This is a genomic window from Mesorhizobium sp. B2-9-1 (assembly GCF_006439455.1).
Classification (GTDB): Bacteria; Pseudomonadota; Alphaproteobacteria; order Rhizobiales; family Rhizobiaceae; genus Mesorhizobium.
Genome location: NZ_VFTP01000014.1, coordinates 49,380 through 68,467, shown reverse-complemented (window position 1 = coordinate 68,467; position 19,088 = coordinate 49,380). Strand labels below are relative to the sequence as shown.

General features: G+C 64.6%; 18 protein-coding genes. 6 read left to right on the top strand and 12 right to left on the bottom strand.

Features of this window, described 5'->3' with window-relative positions; translation table 11 throughout:
- Nucleotides 1–2,088, top strand: a complete 2,088-nt coding sequence (locus tag FJW05_RS21135; protein ID WP_140635406.1) for a hypothetical protein — start codon at nucleotides 1–3, stop codon at nucleotides 2,086–2,088.
- 176 nt (nucleotides 2,089–2,264) lie between these two features.
- On the opposite strand, the gene clpS is transcribed toward FJW05_RS21135, so the two are convergent.
- The 4 genes from clpS to FJW05_RS21115 all read right to left on the bottom strand — a co-directional run bounded on the left by clpS (nucleotide 2,265) and on the right by FJW05_RS21115 (nucleotide 3,805).
- Nucleotides 2,265–2,570 (bottom strand): ATP-dependent Clp protease adapter ClpS, encoded by a 306-nt coding sequence (clpS, locus tag FJW05_RS21130; RefSeq protein WP_140546186.1) that lies wholly within the window; start codon nucleotides 2,568–2,570, stop codon nucleotides 2,265–2,267.
- A 128-nt stretch (nucleotides 2,571–2,698) separates the two neighbouring features.
- A complete protein-coding gene (locus FJW05_RS21125) occupies nucleotides 2,699–3,043 on the bottom strand; it encodes a hypothetical protein (protein ID WP_140635404.1) in 345 nt (114 codons plus the stop codon).
- A gap of 144 nt (nucleotides 3,044–3,187) precedes the next feature.
- The gene (locus FJW05_RS21120) at nucleotides 3,188–3,463 is read right to left on the bottom strand and encodes a hypothetical protein (protein ID WP_140635402.1); all 276 of its coding nucleotides are present in this window, start codon (nucleotides 3,461–3,463) and stop codon (nucleotides 3,188–3,190) included.
- A 36-nt stretch (nucleotides 3,464–3,499) separates the two neighbouring features.
- Nucleotides 3,500–3,805, bottom strand: coding sequence for a hypothetical protein (locus tag FJW05_RS21115; protein ID WP_140546183.1), 306 nt, complete (start codon nucleotides 3,803–3,805; stop codon nucleotides 3,500–3,502).
- Between the two features lie 246 nt (nucleotides 3,806–4,051).
- On the opposite strand from FJW05_RS21115, the gene FJW05_RS21110 reads away from it, so the two are divergent.
- The 3 genes from FJW05_RS21110 (at nucleotide 4,052) to FJW05_RS21100 (ending at nucleotide 6,644) form a co-directional block, all read left to right on the top strand.
- Entirely contained in the window at nucleotides 4,052–4,768 is a 717-nt protein-coding gene (locus FJW05_RS21110; protein WP_140546182.1) for a response regulator transcription factor, read from the top strand.
- Nucleotides 4,765–6,174 (top strand): ATP-binding protein, encoded by a 1,410-nt coding sequence (locus FJW05_RS21105; RefSeq protein ID WP_140635400.1) that lies wholly within the window; start codon nucleotides 4,765–4,767, stop codon nucleotides 6,172–6,174. Before FJW05_RS21110 ends, FJW05_RS21105 begins: the two co-directional genes overlap by 4 nt.
- Before the next feature lie 95 nt (nucleotides 6,175–6,269).
- On the top strand, nucleotides 6,270–6,644 hold the full coding sequence (locus FJW05_RS21100) for a YciI family protein (protein WP_140635398.1): 375 nt from the start codon (nucleotides 6,270–6,272) through the stop codon (nucleotides 6,642–6,644).
- Between the two features lie 20 nt (nucleotides 6,645–6,664).
- On the opposite strand, the gene FJW05_RS21095 is transcribed toward FJW05_RS21100, so the two are convergent.
- Nucleotides 6,665–8,143, bottom strand: a complete 1,479-nt coding sequence (locus FJW05_RS21095) for a pyridoxal-dependent decarboxylase (protein ID WP_140635396.1) — start codon at nucleotides 8,141–8,143, stop codon at nucleotides 6,665–6,667.
- 82 nt (nucleotides 8,144–8,225) lie between these two features.
- On the bottom strand, nucleotides 8,226–9,311 hold the full coding sequence (locus FJW05_RS21090) for a pyridoxal-phosphate dependent enzyme (protein ID WP_140635394.1): 1,086 nt from the start codon (nucleotides 9,309–9,311) through the stop codon (nucleotides 8,226–8,228).
- A 203-nt stretch (nucleotides 9,312–9,514) separates the two neighbouring features.
- Between FJW05_RS21090 and FJW05_RS21085 the strand changes: the two genes are divergently transcribed.
- Complete coding sequence (locus FJW05_RS21085) at nucleotides 9,515–11,545, top strand: transcriptional regulator (protein ID WP_181165029.1); 2,031 nt, start codon at nucleotides 9,515–9,517, stop codon at nucleotides 11,543–11,545.
- Nucleotides 11,546–11,972: 427 nt separating this feature from the next.
- On the opposite strand, the gene FJW05_RS21080 is transcribed toward FJW05_RS21085, so the two are convergent.
- The 6 genes from FJW05_RS21080 to FJW05_RS21055 all read right to left on the bottom strand — a co-directional run bounded on the left by FJW05_RS21080 (nucleotide 11,973) and on the right by FJW05_RS21055 (nucleotide 18,804).
- Nucleotides 11,973–13,010, bottom strand: a complete 1,038-nt coding sequence (locus tag FJW05_RS21080; protein ID WP_140635392.1) for an MBL fold metallo-hydrolase — start codon at nucleotides 13,008–13,010, stop codon at nucleotides 11,973–11,975.
- Nucleotides 13,011–13,113: 103 nt separating this feature from the next.
- Nucleotides 13,114–13,344 (bottom strand): hypothetical protein, encoded by a 231-nt coding sequence (locus FJW05_RS21075; RefSeq protein ID WP_140635390.1) that lies wholly within the window; start codon nucleotides 13,342–13,344, stop codon nucleotides 13,114–13,116.
- Between the two features lie 159 nt (nucleotides 13,345–13,503).
- Nucleotides 13,504–15,531 carry an autotransporter outer membrane beta-barrel domain-containing protein gene (locus FJW05_RS21070; protein ID WP_140635388.1) on the bottom strand — a complete coding sequence of 676 codons (2,028 nt, stop codon included), beginning with the start codon at nucleotides 15,529–15,531 and terminating at the stop codon, nucleotides 13,504–13,506.
- Nucleotides 15,532–15,638: 107 nt separating this feature from the next.
- Nucleotides 15,639–16,820, bottom strand: a complete 1,182-nt coding sequence (gene choV, locus FJW05_RS21065; protein WP_140635386.1) for a choline ABC transporter ATP-binding protein — start codon at nucleotides 16,818–16,820, stop codon at nucleotides 15,639–15,641.
- A complete protein-coding gene (gene choW / locus FJW05_RS21060) occupies nucleotides 16,817–17,671 on the bottom strand; it encodes a choline ABC transporter permease subunit (RefSeq protein ID WP_140546562.1) in 855 nt (284 codons plus the stop codon). The genes choV and choW overlap by 4 nt, the downstream gene beginning before the upstream one ends.
- Nucleotides 17,672–17,868: 197 nt before the next feature.
- The gene (locus FJW05_RS21055; protein ID WP_140546563.1) at nucleotides 17,869–18,804 is read right to left on the bottom strand and encodes a choline ABC transporter substrate-binding protein; all 936 of its coding nucleotides are present in this window, start codon (nucleotides 18,802–18,804) and stop codon (nucleotides 17,869–17,871) included.
- On the opposite strand from FJW05_RS21055, the gene FJW05_RS21050 reads away from it, so the two are divergent.
- A complete protein-coding gene (locus tag FJW05_RS21050; RefSeq protein ID WP_140546564.1) occupies nucleotides 18,803–19,027 on the top strand; it encodes a hypothetical protein in 225 nt (74 codons plus the stop codon). The genes FJW05_RS21055 and FJW05_RS21050 overlap by 2 nt on opposite strands.
- Nucleotides 19,028–19,088 lie beyond the last annotated feature (61 nt).

Here is a 19,088-nt window from a genome sequence, read left to right as displayed (position 1 = left end):
ATGAACTGGTCGCTCTCCTTCGAACCGCTTCTCTCCTGGCCGCTCTTCGGCCTGCTCTTCGTCCCGCTGCTTTTGCTGGCGCTTGTCGGCCTGTGGTTCCGCCAGCGCGGCTCGGCATTGCGCTTCATCGCGCTGCTCGCGCTTGCCGCTTCATTGCTCAATCCCGTTTTCCTCGCCGAGGAGCGCGAGGCGCTGAAGAGCGTCGTCGCCCTCGTCGTCGACCGCAGCCAGAGCCAGGATATCGGCGACCGCACCGAGCAGACCGACGAAGCGCTGGCCGGCCTGCAGCAGCGTCTTGCCCGCTTCAAGCAGTTCGATGTCCGCGTCGTCGAGGCCGGCAAGTCCGAAGCCGCCGACGAGCGCACCGAGACCAGGCTGTTCAGCGCGCTGGAGGGCGCCTTCCGCGACGTGCCGCCGTCGCGCATCGGCGGCGCGATCATGATCACCGATGGCGAGGTGCATGATGCGCCGGCCGGCGCGCCGGAGTTCAACGCGCCGCTGCATGCGCTGATCACCGGCAACGAGCATGAGAAGGACCGCCGCATCCGCTTCGAGAACGCGCCGCGCTTCGGTCTCGTCGGCAAGCCGCTCGACATGACCTACCGCGTCATTTCGACGGAAGGTGATGGTGCTCCGGTGGACGTGCGCGTCTCGGTCAATGGCGAGCAGGTCTCGGTCGAGCACGCGACCGTCGGCCAGCCGATGAAGCTCTCGGTCACCATACCCAATGCCGGCCGCAACATCGTCCAGCTCGGCATCGACCGGGAGCCCGGCGAACTGACCGACGCCAACAACCGGGCGATTGCCCTGGTCGACGGCATTCGCGAAAACCTGCGCGTGCTCCTGGTTTCCGGCGAGCCGCATGCCGGCGAGCGCACATGGCGCAACCTTTTGAAGTCGGACGCATCGGTCGATCTCGTCCACTTCACCATTCTGCGCCCGCCGGAAAAACAGGACGGCACGCCGATCAATGAGCTATCACTGATCGCTTTCCCGACGCGCGAGCTGTTCGTCGAGAAGATCAAGGATTTCGATCTGATCATCTTCGACCGCTACCAGCACCGCGACGTGCTGCCGATCCTCTATTACGACTACATCTCCGAATATGTCGAAAAGGGCGGCGCGCTGCTGATTGCCGCCGGCCCCGAATATGCCGGCGAGAACTCCATTGCCCGCACGCCGCTCAATGCCGCGCTGCCGGCTATGCCGACCGGCGAGGTGGTGGACAAGGCCTTCTATCCGCGCCTGACCGATCTCGGCCAGCGCCATCCGGTGACGCGCGGGCTCGACGGCTCGGCAAGCGAGCCGCCGCATTGGAGCCGCTGGTTCCGCACCATCGGCGTCAAGAACCCGGAAGGCGAAGTGGTGATGAAAGGCGCCGACGATCGGCCCCTGCTCCTGCTCGATCGCAAGGGCGAAGGCCGTGTCGGCATGCTCCTGTCCGATCAGGGCTGGCTGTGGGCGCGCGGCTTCGAGGGCGGCGGGCCGCATGTCCAGCTTTATCGCCGCATCGCCCACTGGCTGATGAAGGAGCCGGAACTGGAAGAGGAACGGCTAACCGCCGACGGCCGCGGCATGATGCTTGAAATCCGCCGCCAGACGATGAGCGACGACCCCGGTCCCGCCCAGGTCATCACGCCGTCCGGCAAGGCGGTGACGGTGAAGCTCGAGAAGGCCGAACCCGGCATTTTCACCGGCAGCCTGCAGACCAGCGAGATCGGCCTTTACCAGATCGGCAATGGCGACCTTACCGCGCTTGCCCATGTCGGCCCGATCAACGCGCCGGAATTTTCCGACGTGATCTCGACCGAGGACCGGCTGAAGGCGCCCGCCGAGGCGACCGGCGGCAGCGTGCGGCGGCTGGCACCGTCGTCGACGCTCGGCAATCTCGCCGGCGGCTTGACATTGCCGTCGATCGTGCCGGTCCGCTCTTCCGCGGCCGCGTCGGGCGACGACTGGGTAGGCCTGCGCACCACCGACGACAGCACACTCAAGGCTGTGTCGCGCGTGCCGCTGTTCGGCGGCTTCCTCGGCCTCGGCCTGCTGCTGCTCGCCATCGGCTCGATGTGGTATCGCGAAGGGCGGTGAATTCTTACCTCTCCCCTTGTGGGAGAGGTCGGATTGCCCCGATTTGTCCTTCACAAATCGGCTGGCAATCCGGGTGAGGGGTAGGCTTGGCGCCAAGCTGGAGCACCCCTCATCCGTCTCGGCGCTGCGCGCCGATCCACCTTCTCCCACAAGGGGAGAAGGGAAGCGCTCCGCCCCTACTCTTCCGGTTCGGTGGTGAACAGCAGCGGATAGCCCTTGGCCTTGCCGGCGTCGGTCGCTCGCGTTGCCTTGGTCTCGGCGATATCGCGCGTAAACACCGCGACGACGCACACGCCGCGCGTATGCGCGGTGATCATGACGCGATGCGCCTGATCCTCACTGAGCTTGAATTCGCCCTTGAGCACCGTCACCACGAACTCGCGCGGCGTGAAATCGTCATTGACAAGGATGACTTTGTAGAGCTTCGGCCGCTCGGTTTTCGGCTGTGTCTTAGTGCGGGGTTTGAGGACGGTTTCGGGCATCGGATCCACCAGCGAGAACTGGGCTCTCTCGCTCTCATTCTGTCACGCAGCAAATATACGTCCAATTCCACGCGCGGGTAATGCCGGCCTGGACCATCAGTCCTATGTGGGGAATCACTGCCGAAGGGTCAACGGCCCTGGCGCCCGACCTGGCGGCGCAACGCGGTGCCCGATCTGCCGGAGCCTGCACTGCCATCCATGTCGGAGCCGCGTTCGACGAAGGCGAAGAACATCCAGCCGACAAGGCCGATCGCGGTCGCGCCGGTCAGCAGGATCAGGACCCAGGACTGCGCCGGCGTGATGTAGTCGAAGCTTGAAGAGATCAGCGGAGCGAACAGCTCGGGCTCGGTCCTGCCGCTGGCGGGATCCGGCACGGGGCTTGCGGTAAAGATGATCAACGATCGTGCCGCCGCGGTGGCGATCAGGCCGCCGAGGGTCAGCGAACGCATCAGGGACGAAAACCGCTTCTTCATGCGGATTGTCCTACAGCACCGGCATTGCAATCAGGTTAAGGATAGACTGGACGCGGTGGAAACCTGCCGGTTTCGGGCTCCCGCCGAAGCCGCCCCTGCCGAAATCGACTGGAGCGGCTTCATCTAGTGGCGCCGAGCGCTGGATCAGGGCTTCTTGGCAGCCGGCTTCGCAGCAGCGGGCTTCGCAGCCGACGCCTTCTTCTTGACCGGGCACTTGTGCGTCTTGGTCACTTTGCAGGCCTTCTTGGCAGCGGCTTTCTTCATCGGCTTCGCAGCCATGCTATCCGCCGGAGCAGGCGTGGTGGTCGCGGTCGAAGCAGCCGGAGCAGCGGTCGTCGTAGCGGCCGCGTTGCCGAGCGCCGGCATCGCGAAGGCGAGAGCAACACCGAGGCCGAGGGCGGAGAGGATGGACTTCTTCATGGCTTCATTTCCTTTTCTTGCGGGTCTGGATGAGTGTCACTGAACGGGATCGATCGGTGCCACTCCAAGCAGCTTCAAAGCATTTGCGAGCATCCGGATCCCCTGTGCCTGTTTCTTGTTGGCGCAGAACCGGTTTCCCTTTCTTTGCAGTGCCTTCGCCGCGGTGACCTGCGTTGCCGCGGCATGCGTTTCGAGAGCTTCGTCAACCTGACGGCTCAGATTGGTGCAGCGCTCGGTCCGGGTGAGCGGGGCGGCGACCTTTGCAGTGGAGGCGCCGTCTGCGGCTGTGATGAGCGATATGCTGAGCAAAGCACCCATCACGCTGATCCAGAACCTCTGCATTGGTCTTGTCCGTTACTCCGGAAACTTGCGTCGCAGCCGATGATCTGACCGCCACGGCATCGGTTATGCCCTTGAAATTTTTCACCAGTTTTTCTCGATTGTAGAATTTTGTTTCTGGATTGTTTCTGGGAACCCAGCCGGCACGGCAATCGCGGCCACTGGCCAAGATGTGGCCCGAATTCTATCGTGTGGGTTGCCTCGAACGGATATCCAGCAAGAGCCGGCAAAAAGAATGATAGGTTTCGAGTGAAATCCGATGCGCACATACTGATCGTCGACGACGACAAGGGCATACGCGACCTGCTGCAGGAGTTCTTCCAGAAGCGAGGGCTGCACACGACGGTGGCCGGCGACGGTACCGAGATGGAAGCGGTCCTGCGCCGCACGCCGGTCGACCTGATCGTTCTCGACGTGATGTTGCCCGGCAAAAGCGGACTTGAGCTTTGCCGCGAGATCCGCGCCAACTATACTACGCCGATCATCATGCTGACCGCGGTCACCGAAACGACCGACCGCGTGGTGGGCCTGGAAATGGGCGCCGACGACTACGTGCCCAAGCCCTTCGATCCGCGCGAGCTGTTGGCCCGCATCCGCGCCGTGCTGAGACGCAACGGCAGCGCCGAGCCGCGTCGGCCCGCCGCCAGGCAGGTCTACCGCTTTGCCGGCTGGACCATGGATTGCGCGCGCCGCCGCCTGACGGCGCCCGACGACGTCCGGGTTGAGCTGACGATGGCGGAGTTCAACCTGCTGCAGACCTTCGTCAGGAGCGCGCAGCGCGTGCTTACCCGTGAGCAGCTGATCGAGCTGTCCGGCGGCGACACCGGCTATAGCTTCGACCGCAGCGTCGACATTCTGGTGAGCCGCCTCCGCCGCAAGATGGAAGACGATCCGAAAACGCCGAAACTGATCCTGACCGTGCGCAGCGGCGGCTATCAGTTCCTGCCCGAGACGACATCCGAATGAGACGCTTCCTGCCGCAGACCCTGCCAGTCTGGGTGCTGCTCATCGTCATTGCCGGTCTCATGCTCAGCCAGGTGACGACGCTTTACATCGTCGCGCGCGATCGGGCCGCCGCCAATAGCGTCGTCGATCTCTACCGGTTGAACGACCGCGCCTATTCACTGGTGCAGCTGATGCATGACGCCACGCCCGAAGAACGCAAGGCGACCGCCTCCGGCCTGTTCAACTCGACCTATGCGCTGACGGTTTCGGACACGCCCGCCGTCACCTCTTCGATCGCCGGCGACGACCAACTTGCCGAGTTGGAGGACATCCTGGTCGGCCGCCTGTCGAAGTTCGGCATCACCGATGCGCGCGTGCGCCGCGATCCGGCCACCCAGGAGGCCGATGTCCCGGACGGGCAGGCGGTGAACAAGGATGTCGGCCAGGTCGAGCGCGACCTGCTGGTCCTGGCCGCGGATTTCGCGCAAAGCGACAAGCTGACCGCCTCGCTGCGCTTTTCCGACGGACAGTGGCTGAATTTCACCGAACCGATCACGCCGGCGGGACCGATTCTGAGCCTCGACAGCCTGCCGCTTTACTCATTGATCGCCGGTTTGATTGTCATCATGTCGATCTGGTCGCTGCGCCGGCTGACCGCGCCCTACCGGATGATGGAAACGGCGGTGACGCGCATCGGCAACGACCTGAAAAGCCCGCCGATCGCCGAGAGCGGCAGCCGCGAGATCCGTGCAGCCGCGAAGGCGATAAACGCCATGCAGATGCGGCTGCGCGATTATGTCGAGGATCGCGAGCACCTCGCGGCGGCGTTGGCGCATGATCTGCGCACGCCGCTGACCCGGATGCGCCTGCGCCTCGAACTGTTGCGCAGGTCGCCCGCGCGCGAGGCGCTGGCGCACGACCTCGCCGACATCGAAAGCATCGCGAGCTCGGTCATCGACTTCGCCAAATTCGAGGTGACCGAGGAAAAGGCCGAGCGGATCGATTTCTGGTCGCTGGTGGAATCGGTCGCGGACTCCTTCGACGGCGCGTCCTTCGACGAAGACGTGGTCCCGTCGCGCGGCCTGATCTGCGTCGCGCGGCCGGTGGCGCTGCGCCGCTGCATCACCAATCTCATCCAGAACGCGGTGACCTACGGCAAAAAGGCGCATCTCGGCGTGCGGCGATCGGGCGACACGATCACGCTTTCAATCCGCGACGAGGGTCCCGGCATTCCGCAGGCGAAGCTGGACGCGGTGTTCGGCTCCTTCGTGCGGCTGGAGGAATCGCGCAACCGCACGACCGGCGGCCTCGGCCTCGGCCTCACCATCGCCCGCAACATCGCGCGCGGCGCCGGCGGCGAGGTCGATCTCTCCAACTACCCCGGTGGCGGGCTGCTGACGGAGCTGCGGCTGCCGGTGGCAGCTTGAGTCAGGAGTGGGCTTTGTCCGCCACCGGCGCCACTGGATCAGCCGAACCATCCTTGTGATAGTGCGGCCCGCCTGGTCACGAGGGAAATCCACCCATGTTCTACGCCGTCCTTGCGTATCACGTCGAAGACACCGTGCAGTCCTGGTCGCCCGATGAGGATGCGGCATTGATGAAAGACCTGCTCGAGGTCAACGACAGGCTGACGCGCGAGGGCAAGCTCGGGCCTGCGGCCAGGCTCGGCGCGACGGCCAAGGCCGTGACGCTGCGCGGTCCGGGCGACGGCATGGTGATCGATGGTCCCTTTGCCGAGACCAAGGAGCAGTTGCTCGGCCTCTATGTCCTCGACTGCGCGACCCAGGACGAGGCGATAGCGGTGGCGCGCGACCTCAAGCGCGTCAACCCCACCGCCGTCTACGAGATCCGGCCGATCATGCTCTATCTACCGGGCGCCACTCTGACGGTAAGCTGAGACAGCTTCCCGAGCGTGCTTCAGACCGGTATCGCGGCCTCGAGTTCCTGTCCCAGCCTGAGCATCTCCGCGACCAGCAGGTCGAGATCGCCGCGGCGCGTGCGGTGATTGGCGATCGCCACCCTCAGGCAATGCCGGCCCTGCACCGTTGTATCGGACAAGGCCGCGATTCCCTCCTCCTGGAGTCTCAGCATGATCTCGGTGTTGAACGCCTTGAGGCTTTCCTCCGACGCGCCATCGAGGCGATGGCGGAAGCAGACGATGTTGATGGTGGTCGGCGCCATCAGTTCGAGCGCCGGCTCCGCCTCGATCAGCCGGGTGAGGTGGCGGGCCTGGGCGATGTTCTGGTCGATCAGGCGGCCGAACTTCTCGACGCCATGCTCCTTCAGCGCCATCCAGATCTTGAGCGCACGGAAGCCGCGCGACGTTTGAAGCCCATAATCGTGCAGCCACTCTCCGGAGGCCAGGCCCCGCGGCGTCGATTCCAGATATTCCGGCGTCACGGCAAAAGTATTGCGGTGCTGGGATGCGTCCCGCACCAGCGCGCAGCCGGCTTCGAACGGCGCGTGCAGCCATTTATGCGGATCGAGCGCGATCGAATCCACCTGTTCGATGCCGGCGACGAGCGATCGGTTCTCAGGCGCGATCGCGATCAGCGCGCCGATGCAGCCGTCGAGATGGAACCAGAGGTCCTCTTCGGCCGCCACGCTCGCCAGCGCCTGCAGGTCGTCGACCGCGCCGGTGTTGACGGTGCCGGCGGTGCCGATCACGCAGGCCGGCCTGAAGCCCGCCTCGCGGTCCTCCGCGATTGCCGCCTTGAGCGCGGCGATATCGATGCGCGACCCGGCATCGGTCTGGATTCGCCGCAGCGCCTGATTGCCGAGGCCGAGCGCCTCCACAGCCTTGCGATGACAGGAATGGACCTGGTCCGAGGCGTAGTAGCGCAACGGCTTCGGCATGGCGCCGACACCCCGCTCGCGCACGTCGACGCCTGCCTTGACGTTGCGCGCCACGGTCAGGCCGATAATGTTGGCCATCGAGCCGCCGCTGACCAGCGTGCCGCTGGCCGAGGCTGGGAAACCGACCATCTCCTTCATCCAGTTGACGACCTGGCTGTCGATCAGTGCGGCGGCATGGTTGCCGCCGCCGAGATTGGAGCCATGGATCGCCGCCAGGAAATCGCCGAGCGCGCCGGTGAAGTTGCTGGATCCCATATACCAGGACCAGAAACGCGGGTGGATGTTGCCCATCGGGTAAGGCATCACGTTGCGGGCGACGTCGTCATAGACGTCAGCCGCCGGCGCCGGCGAGCGCGGCAAAGGTGCGCCGAAGAATGCTCGCACCTCGGCCGGCATCTGGCGCCAGACTGGCCGGTCGCGGACATCCTCGAGATAGGCGATGGCATCGTCGAGGATTCGGTGCGAGAGCGCTCCCACATCGGCCCAATCCGGCGGATCGAGCGTTTCCTCCGCGTTGGTCGCTTCCTGAAGTGTATCCATCTCGCCTCTCCCGCCGGCGCGGGTCGACCCGCGCGTAAAAGAACGGCGCCGCCATGCGGGGGCGGCGTCGCGGTCGGTGCTGTCAGGCTTCAAACTGGCAGCTTGGCGTCGAGCGCGACAGCGCCGTTTCCTCGGCGTCCATGTCCACCTCGATGCCGTCGAAAAGCGGCGTCGACATGTAGCGCTCCCCCGTGTCGGGCAGTATGCACAGGATCACCGAGCCGGCCGGGGCCTTGCCCGCGATCTGCCGCGCCACGGCAAAAGTGGCGCCGCCGGAGATGCCGGTGAAGATGCCTTCCTGCCGCGCCAGCGCCTTCGTCCATTTGATGCCTTCGGGACCAGGGATCGGCACCACCTCGTCATAGTAGCGTTGGTCGATCGCCTCCTGCAGCACGTTGGGGATGAAGTCCGGCGTCCAGCCCTGGATCGGATGCGGCTCGAAGGCCGGGTGGCTGGCGGACGGCGCGCCGCCGGCGCCGCGCTCCTGGCGCGTGCCGCTGCCGATCAGCTGGGCGTTCGCCGGCTCGGCGAGCACGATCTTCACCTCCGGCCGCTCGCGGCGCAGCACGCGGCCGACGCCGGCCACCGTGCCGCCCGTGCCGTAGCCGGTGACCAACACATCGAGCCTGGAAGCGGCGAAATCATTGATGATCTCGCGCGCTGTCGTCGCCTCGTGGATGGCGGCGTTGGCCTCGGTCTCGAACTGCCGCGCCAGGAACCAGCCATTGGTTTCGGCAAGCTCGACCGCCTTCTTGTACATGCCGAATCCCTTCTGGGCGCGCGGCGTCAGCACCACCTTGGCGCCGAGCATGCGCATCAGCTTGCGGCGCTCGATCGAGAAGCTGTCGGCCATCGTCACCACCAGCGGATAGCCTTTCTGCGCGCAGACCATGGCAAGGCCGATGCCGGTGTTGCCGCTCGTCGCCTCGACCACGGTCTGGCCGGGCTTGAGCTTACCGCTGCGCTCGCCTTCCTCGATGATGTTGAGCGCCAGCCGGTCCTTCACCGAGGCCGCCGGATTGAAGAACTCGGCCTTCACATAGATCGTGGCATGCGCGGGGCCGAGATTGTTGATGCGGATGACCGGCGTGTCGCCGACCGTGTCGAGAATGCTGTCGAACAGACGGCCGCGCCCGGACGTGGTCCTGATTTTCAATTGATGCAACATGGCTCTCTCCTCACGTGCCGGTTACAAACCGGCGGCTTGGGCGGCGCGGTTTCGACACCTTGCCGCGTTAGTTGCGTGTGACTTGCCGGCAAATTCGGCAAAGGCCGCATCCGGCTCGAAATTCGCCGACGGATGCGCCCTGTCGTGTTTGGTGATAGAACATGGACCAACTGTTCGGCGTGGGAGCGAGCGTGGAAACGGACATGGAATCCGTTCGGTCGGCTCTGAAAAACATGGCAGCCAGCCTTTCGATCAGGCTGCTCGGCCCGTTTGCGATCATGCGCGACGATGTTCCTGTGGCCTTGCCTTCGTCACGCAAGCTGCGCGCCCTGCTTGCCTATCTGGCGCTGGCGCCCCACCCCGTCAGCCGCAGCCGTCTTTGCGAACTTCTCTGGGACGTGCCCAACGATCCGCGCGGCGAGTTGCGCTGGTGCCTGAGCAAGCTGCGTGCCGCGCTCGACGAACCGGGCTTGCGCCGGATCGAGACGGAAGGCGACACCGTGGCGCTTCGCCTCGGCGATGTGAGCGTCGATGTCGTCGAGGCAGCTGCCGCGGTGGCGAAAGGGATCGAGACACTTGGCCTCGACCGCCTGCGGACGCTTGCGCAACTGTTCGCCGGCGATTTTCTCGATGGCCTCGAGCTCGATCGCAGCCCGCATTTCAGCAGCTGGCTGACGGCGCAGCGCCGCCGTTTCAGCGCATGCCATGTCGCGGTTCTGGAGCATATTATCGGGCTTCTCCCACGCGGAGCCGATGAGGCCGGCGCCCATATCGACAAATGGCTGGAGCTTGCGCCCTTCGACGGCCGCGCACATGTGGCGCTGCTGGAAAATCTGGCCCGGCGCGGGCAGATCTGCGCCGGCGACGAGCATCTTGCCACGGCAGCGGAGTTGTTTCGCTCGGAAGAGCTGGATTTCACGCCATTGCGCGAGGCTTGGCAGGAGATAAGAGCCCGAAACGCCGGCGCAACGCCATGCGACCGATCCGGCCCGGCTTTCCCGGTTTCGGAATCGCTGGTGGCCGCGAACGAATCCGAGCCCGTTGCGACCCGCCGGGCTTCGCTCGCGGTGATGCCGTTTGCCGAGAGCGCCGGCGCCGGCGGCTTCCGTGGCGGGCTTGCCGACGGCCTCACGCATGACATCATCACGCGGCTTGCCAAGCTGCGCGATTTCTTCGTCATCGCCCGCGGCTCTGTCTTCGCGCTCGCCGAGAAGAACATCGCGCCGGAAGACGCCGGGCGCAGGCTGAATGTCGACTATGTCGCGACTGGTTCGGTGCGGGCTCTGCCGGGCCGGTTCATCGTCTCGGTCGAGCTTGTCGAGGTCCGCACGGCAAGGATCGTTTGGGCGGAAACCTTCGAGCACAAACCCGACGACATCTTCATCGTCATCGAGGATATCGGCAACAGCATCGTCTCATCGATCGCCGCCGAGATCGCGACGGTGGAGCGCAACCGCGCATTGCTGAAAGCGCCAAACTCGCTCAATGCCTGGGAGGCCTATCATCGCGGCCTCTGGCACATGTATCGCTTCACCCGCCAGGAAAACGAGCTGGCGCAGCATTTCTTCGGCGAGGCATTGAAGCTCGATCCCACTTTCGCGCGCGCCTATGCCGGCATGTCCTTCACCCACTGGCAGAATGCTTTCCAGCGCTGGGGCGACCGCGACCGCGAGACCGCGCTTGCCTTCGAAAGCGCCGGCCAGAGCCTTTTGGTCGACGACCGCAACCCCGCCGCCCATTGGGCGATGGGCCGTGCGCTATGGCTGCGCGGCGAGCAGGACGGATCGCTGCTGGAGCTCGCGAGCGCCGTCGACCTCAGCCCCAATTTCGCGCTCGGCCACTACGCGCTGTCCTTCGTCCATTCGCAATCGGGCGACCCGCAATCGGCGATCGGTTCGTCGGACCATTCGCGCCATCTGAGCCCCTTCGATCCGCTGCTGTTCGGCATGATGGGCGCGCGCGCCATGGCGCATGCAAGGCTCGGCGAATTCGAAGCGGCGGCCGAATGGGCGCTGAAGGCCGCGGCACGCCCTAACGCCCATCTCATCATCCTGGCGATTGCCGCCCACTGCCTGGCGCTGGCCGGCCGGCAGGAGGAGGCGCGAACCTTCGCCGCCGCGATCCGCAACACCTTGCCGAACTATCGCGCCGACGATTTCATCGCGACATTCCGTTTCGACCGGGATGGAGAAGCCCTGTTCCGGAACGGCGCCAAGCTCATCGGGCTGAATTGAATCCGGCTAAAGCATGCCTCCCGAAAGTGGGAACCGGTTTCGGGACAAAGGCATGCGTAGAATCAAGACCTAAAGCGCAGGGAGCGAATCTGAAAGATCGCGATGCGCTTTAGTGGCACTGCACAGGGATTTTGACCGGTCGGCTCTGTTTGCGTTGGCAGGTGGCATGCCTTGGAGATTGGCCGAAACGCCCATCGCGATCGTCATTCCAGGGCGGAGCAGGAGCGAAGCTCCGTCGCGAAGACCCTGGAATCCATGCCGCTACCTTCGCCAAGGCGTGCAACGGAGCAGAATTCTGCACCGTGCCGGCGCTTCGAAGTCACAGAATGGATTCTATGGTCTGCGCGCGTCGCTTCGCTCCTTGCTCCGCCATAGAATGACGAGGTTGGGGCGGCTTCATCCGATCCCCGGCGTTTGCGCTGGGGAACTAGTGAGATAACGGGCCGCTGGCCTTCCGCCAGGCGTCGATGCCGCCCTGGATATGGCGGGCGCTGGAAATCCCGACGTCCTGCGCCGCTTGCACCGCCATCGCCGAACGCTCGCCGAAGGCGCAGTAAAACAGGATCTGCTTAGCCGTCGACTTCGCCAGCTCGTGCAGCATGCCGCCGGCCATGATGTTTTCCTGCAGCCGCGCATAGGGCAGATGGATCGCGCCGGGGATGATACCGTGCCGCTCGCGCTCGGTTTGCTCGCGCAGGTCGACCAGCGCCACGTCGGGCCGCCCGACCAGCGCCAGCGCCTGCTCCGCACTCACCGCCCAGCCGCGGCTGGCGATGTCGTCCTGATGCAGCCCGACCCGCATGTTGGCGGGCACGGCCACATCCATCATTTTCGGGTTGGACAGATTGAGATTGTTCATGATGTTCACATACTCGTCGACCGACTTCACCTGCAGGCGCGGATTGAAGGCCTTTTCCTCGCCGATCGTCGACACGGTCTCGCCCTTGTAGTCATGCGCCGGGAAGATCAGCGTCTCGTCGGGCAGCTTGAGCAGCCGGCCGAAGATCGATTCATATTGCTGGCGCGGATCGCCGTTCTGGAAATCGGTGCGGCCGGTGCCGCGGATGAGCAGCGTGTCGCCGGTGAACACACGATCCGGCAGGATGAAGCTGTAGGAATCGTCGGTGTGGCCCGGCGTGTAGATGACGTCGAGCGCCAGGCCTTCGATGCCGAGCTTGTCGCCGTCGGCAAGCCGCATCGACACCACGTCGGCCTTGGTCTGCTCACCCATCACGGTCACGCAATGCGTCTTGTCGCGCAACGCGCCGAGGCCGGTGATGTGGTCGGCATGAAGATGCGTGTCGACCGCCTTGACCAGCCTCAGGTCCAGCTCATTGACCAGCTGCAGATAGCGCTCGACCTTCTCCAGCACCGGATCGATGATCAGCGCCTCGCCGCCGCGCCGGCTGGCAAGCAGATAGGAATAGGTGCCCGAAACGGAATCGAAGAGCTGACGAAAGATCATCCTGCGACGTGCCCCACTGCAACGCTGGCCTTCACGAATGCAATGATCCGCGAGGCCGCGTGGCAGTATAGGATTGTGGCGCTTTTTGACCAAGCGCCTATCGTCAGCCAATGACCGCGATTTTCCACGCCAACAGGGCAGCTATCGCCGCAGCGGTGAGAAGCGTCGCCCAGCCGTGCCGCCCGATGGCATGCACGACAAGAACGGCGAGGCCGGCGCAAACGGCGGCGAGCGCGCCTTCGATATAGAAGATTTCATCGCCGCGCAGCTGTGCGCCGGCCGCTCCACCGATCCTGAAGAATTCCAGGATCGACCGGACCGCGATGACGAGCAACAGGCCAAGCGCTATTTGCGCGGCTCGCGGTTCGGACAGCCAGTTCCAGATTCGCCTCACAGGACCCTGCCTGTCATCCATGTTAGAACAGGGCCAACGAGCCCATCCGTCGTAAAAAGGTACTCAAGTCGCGCCAGCGCCGGTGTTGTCTTGCATCCCTCAAAAAGCCTTGCTGAGGCGGGCCTGGCCGCGAACGGTGAAGGCATTATCGCTTCCGTAGCCGGCCTCGAAGCCGGCATTGAGCGTCATGCCTGCGCCCACCTGCGCCGCGACGTCCGCGCCGGCAAAGCCGCGCAACACAAATTTCTTGCCGCCGGCGGGAAAAGAGATGCCCTGGCCGAGCAATGTCGCCGAAACGTCGCCGCTGTTTTGCGCGATCGCATCGATCCCCGCTCGGAGCGTGGTTTGCCAAGCCTGGACAGGCGTGCTGACAGGCGCCAAAGCCAGCGCGAGCTGACCGCGCGCCGAAAACAGGTTGACGTTGCGTCGCGCGACCGCGAGATCGCCGTCCGAACCGGTCTCTGCGTAGCCGTCGACGAAGAGGCCTGCGTAACGCAGCCGCACGCTGGGGATCAGCGTGCCGGCCGCGACCGGCAGCCGCGTGCCGAACGTAACCGACGGGCTGAGGAAGACGCTGCTGAAATCGGCCCGCGCCGTCTCGATGCCGTCGAGCACCCGGTTGTTCGCGACACGGCGGCGGCTGTGCTCCTCGATCGCGCCGGCAATCAACGTCGCCCCGGCAAAATGCGTCCCTCCGTCATAGCCGAGATAACCGCCCGCAAATACGCTGCGATGGGCGATCTCCTGCGCATCGTCGTCGATCTCGGTCGATCCCGCAGCACCTCCCAGCAGCACGCCACCCAGGAAGCCGTCGCCCGAGCGCCTTTCAGCGCCGGCGACGCCGGCGCCCAGCGCCTCGCTGAACCCGGCCGATGCGCCGGAACCGCCTTGGGCGCGTACCCCGCCAAATGTCGAGATCCAGGCGTCTGGATGCGGCGCAGGCAAGCCATCGCCAGGGGTAGACATGCGCGCCTCGGCGACGCCGGCTATGCCGTCGACAAGGTCTTCGATAAGCGGCCCGCTGCTGGCAAACCCGGTGATGTCCGCCACCGCCACGCTGTCGCCGCTCGTCACGAACGGCCTGCCGCCGGTCAGGACGGTCTGCGGCACACCGCTTCCCGAGAAACTCATGACGGCGTTCACCGCGGGACCGAAGGTGACGGTGTTGCCGCCGCCGGAAAAGACGATCGGCCCCTGGATGGCCGTTCCGCCCAACAGGTTCAGCGTCGCACCCGGCGCGCCAAGATAGATTGCCACGCTCTCGTCGCTGAAGACACGGCCGGAATTGGTCACGACGGAGTTGCTGCCCTGGGCGGCGATGCCCACGGCACCCACCCCCTCGACAATGACCGAACCGGAATTGCTTATCGTGGCATTGCCGAACAAGGTGCCTATGCCTGTCGAGGCTGTCCCGTAGGCATTGACCGTGCCGCTGTTGGCGATTGCGATGTCACTGCCGCTGGCGCCGATGCCGACGGAAGCCAACCCCGACACAATGATCGACCCTGAATTTTGCAGCCGAAGACCGTTGCTCTGCCAGATGATCCCGGCGGCGGCGATCCCATAGGCCTCGATCGAGCCGCTATTGCCTATCTCCAGGTCCGGCCCATCGCCGATGATGCCTGCGGCGGCCGTACCTGAAACGCCGATAAAGCCACGGTTGTCCAGGCGCCCGCCCGGGGCGTCGCTGATGATGCCGTATGAGGCAACGCCAAGCGCCTCTATCGCGCCATCGTTCACGATATGCGCATTGCCGCCCTCCGACAAAATGCCGATCGAGCCATCGCCTGTCGCCAGAATGGCTCCGTTGTTGAGGATGGTCGCGTCGAGCCCTTGCGAATGTACATTGGCGGCGCCGTCGCCGAATGTTCCAATCAACCCGTAATTGGTGAGCCGCTGGCCCGAATTGAGCATCCGCACGGCATCGGCGCCGGCGCCGAATGTTTCGATCGCTCCGTTTGGAGCCACGATGCCGGTGTCGCCGGCGCCGGTCATCGTCTGCTGGCCGGCGATGATGCCATTGCCGATAGCAAAACTTTGCGAAAACGCGGTGCCGCTTGCAAGCGAGACCCCGGCGAAAATCGACAGCGCAATCGCACCTGGAACCCCTGTGCGCGACGTCGGCATCACCCCCTCGGCGCATGGGCACGCAACGGGCGGATTCTGCGCTCGAAGGAGGCGAAACACAAGTCGCGGTCAAGCGCCGACCGAAGGCCGGGCGGCGCCGGAAGGCCCTACCGCCTCAGCACCGCGCTCAGCACGTCCCTGATGCCAATCGAGCCGACGAAGCGCGAGCCTTCGTCGAACAGCGCCACCGGCGCAGTCTGCGAACGGTGCATGGCGAGCATCACCGTTTTCAGCGGCGTGCCGGGATTGGCCCAGAACACCTGGGCGCCCTCCTCCGGCTGGCGCTCGACATCGGCGCAGGACACCCACACCGCCGGCTTGCCGTCGCGCTCGGCCGCCGCCACCAGGCCGTGGTCGTCGATCTTGAAGCGTGTCGTCTTGCGCCGATCGAGCCACACCCAGCCGTTGTCGCCCTGCTCCAGGTCGCGACGGTCGCGCATCACGTTCCACGCCGTCAGCACCGACAGCGGATTCACATTGGCGATGAAGTCGCGGACATAGTCGTTGGCGGGGCGCAAGACGATGTCTTCCGGCGCGCCAGTCTGGACGATGCGGCCGCCCTCCATGATCGTGATGTGGCTGCCGATCTTCAGCGCCTCCTCGAGGTCGTGGCTGACGAAGATGATGGTCTTCTTCAGCTCGGCCTGGAGCTGCAGCAATTCGTCCTGCAGCTTGGTGCGGATAAGCGGGTCGAGCGCCGAGAACGGCTCGTCCATCAACAGAATCGGCGCCTCGGTGGCGAAAGCCCGGGCGAGACCGACGCGCTGCTGCATGCCGCCCGAAAGCTCATGGGCATATTTCTTCGACCATTGGTCGAGATGGACCAGTTGCAATTGCTTCTGCACGCGCGCCTTGCGTTCCGCCTCCGGCACGCCGGCAAGCTCGAGGCCGAAGCCGACATTTTCCTCGACCGTGCGCCAGGGCAGCAGGCCGAACTGCTGGAACACCATGGCCACCTGCTTCTGGCGCAACCGCCGCAAGGTCGCCTCGTCGCAGGTGACGACATCGACCGTGCGATCGCCGTCCTTGACCAGCACCTGGCCGCGCGACACCACATTGAGCCGGTTGACGGCCCGCAGCAGCGTCGACTTGCCGGAGCCGGACAGGCCCATCAGCACCGAGATCTCGCCCTCATGGACAGTCAGGCTGGCGCCGGCGCAACCCAGCACGTTACCGGTCTTTTCGAGGATCTCGGCGCGCGTGGCGCCCTTGTCGATCATGGCCAGCGAACCTGCCTGGTCAGCGCCGAAGATGATGTCTACGTTCTTGAAATCAACCGCGACGGTCATTTCTTGCCTCCAACGCCGATGCGGGTCATGCGATCGAGCACGATGGCGAGCACGACGATGGCGAGGCCGGCCTCGAGCCCGAGATCGATGCGGCGCGAGCCGAGCGCGCGGTTGATTTCGGTGCCGAGGCCGCCGGCGCCGATCAGGGCGGCGAACACCACCATCGACAGCGACAGCATAATCGATTGCGTCAGGCCCGCCATGATGGTCGGCAGCGCCGACGGCAGCTCCACCTTCCACAGAAGCTGGCGCTTGGTGGCGCCGAACGCTTCGCCCGCCTCGACGATCGCTTTCGGCACCGAAACCACGCCGAGATGCGTGAGGCGTACGGCCGTCGGGATGACGAAGATAATGGTGACGATCAGGCCGGGCGCGTTGCCGAGGCCGAACAGCGTGAGCACCGGGATCAGGTAGACGAAGGTCGGCAACGTCTGCATCAGGTCGAGTACCGGCAGCATGACCCGGTAGACCTTCGGCTTGTGCGCCGCCCAGATGCCGAGCGGCACGCCGATCGCCATGGCCATTGCGGCGGCCGCGACCACCAGCACCAGCGTCTGCACCGTCTGCTTCCACAGATTCTGGTTGATGATGAAGATCAGGCCGAGGAAGACGCCGATGGCGAGCGGCCGCGAACGTTGCAGCAGCCAGGCGATGATCGCGATGACCAGCGCCAGTAGCACGGGTGGCACCATCAGCAGCAGGTCCACCGCCCCGTCGAGGATGAAATTAAGCCCGTTTGAAAACGCCCGGAAGATGGTGTCGAAATTGTCGGTCAGGAAGCCGAAGAAGGCCTTGCCCCACGGCCCGATGGGGATTTTGTAGTCGGTCAGGAATTTCGAAATCGGATCCATCTTCCCCTCTCGGCTTCGCCGCACTTGCCGTGCGGTCATCTTCTCGCAGCTTAACGCATGTCCCCCAAAAGTGTGCAGCGGTTTTGGGAAAATGACATGCGTCAAAACAGAGGCTTAAGGTGCGCCGCGCCTTAAGAAAAAGGGCAGCCTTTTCAACCGGCTGCCCTCTTTCGGATCATTCCGAACTCAAAGCCGGCTCAGCTCCCGAGCGCGGTCTTGACCGCCGCCGCCGCATCGCCGCCATCAAAGGTGGTCACGCCGGCAAGCCACGGCGTCACCGCATCCGGATGCTTCTTCAGCCAGTCGGTGGCGACCGTCTGCGGATCGCCGCCCTTGAGGATGGCGTCCATCATCTCGCCTTCCATGTCGAGATTGAACTTCAGGTTGGCGATGAACTTGCCGGCATTCGGGCACTCGGTCATGTACCCCTTGCGGACATTGGTCGAGACGGTGGCGGCGCCGAAGCCGCTGTCGCCCATGCCGTCGAGATAGGTGATCTTCATGGCGCCCATCACCGGATGCGGCGTCCAGCCGAGGAAGGCGATCCATTCATTGTTCTTCATCGACTGCTCGGCCTGCGTCAGCATGCCGGCTTCCGAGGATTCGACCAGCTCGAAGCCTTCGAGGTTGTCCTTCGGGTTCTTGATCATGTCGAGGATGATGCGATTGCCGTCATTGCCGGCCTCGATGCCGTAGATCTTGCCGTTGAACTTGTCCTTGAACTTGCCGAGATCGGTCAGCGTCTTGACGCCGGCATCCGCGACATAGGTCGGCACGACGATGCCGTAGCCGGCGCCGGCGAGGTTCTGACTGACGGTCTCGACCGAGCCGTCGGCGGTATAGTCCTTGATGTCGTTGGTCATCGACGGCATCCAGTTGCCGAGGAAGACGTCGAGGTCCTTGTTCTTCAACGACGCATAGGTCACCGGCACGGAGAGCTGGATCACCTGCGGCTCGTATCCGAGCGCAGTCAGCAGCACCGAAGCCAGGCCCGTGGTGGCCTGAATGTCGGTCCAGCCGACATCCGACAGCCGCACGGCCTTGCAGCTCGCCGGATCGCCGGCATAGGCGGCGGTCGTCGACAGAAGCGCCGCGAGGCCGAGGCCTGCGACGAAAGATTTAATACGCGACATGAACTTATCTCCCATTGGATTTTCGAGGCAAAGCGAAGTCACGGTTCTTGCGCCCGCCTTGTTTCGTCAGCCAAACACCATTTTGATGTTGTTTCAAGCGGTTCAACGTCGCGACGAACGGCGCGCGCTGGCCATTAAGCGACATGACAGCTTTTTGAACGACATCGAGTTTTTGGTGGACGGAGCCGGTGCCCTCTCCCCGAGCCGCGGCAAGTCGGCTTAGGGTGTGTCGAGATTCAGGTCGGGCCGGCCTCGCCTGAATCCCGACACACCTAAAAGAGCGA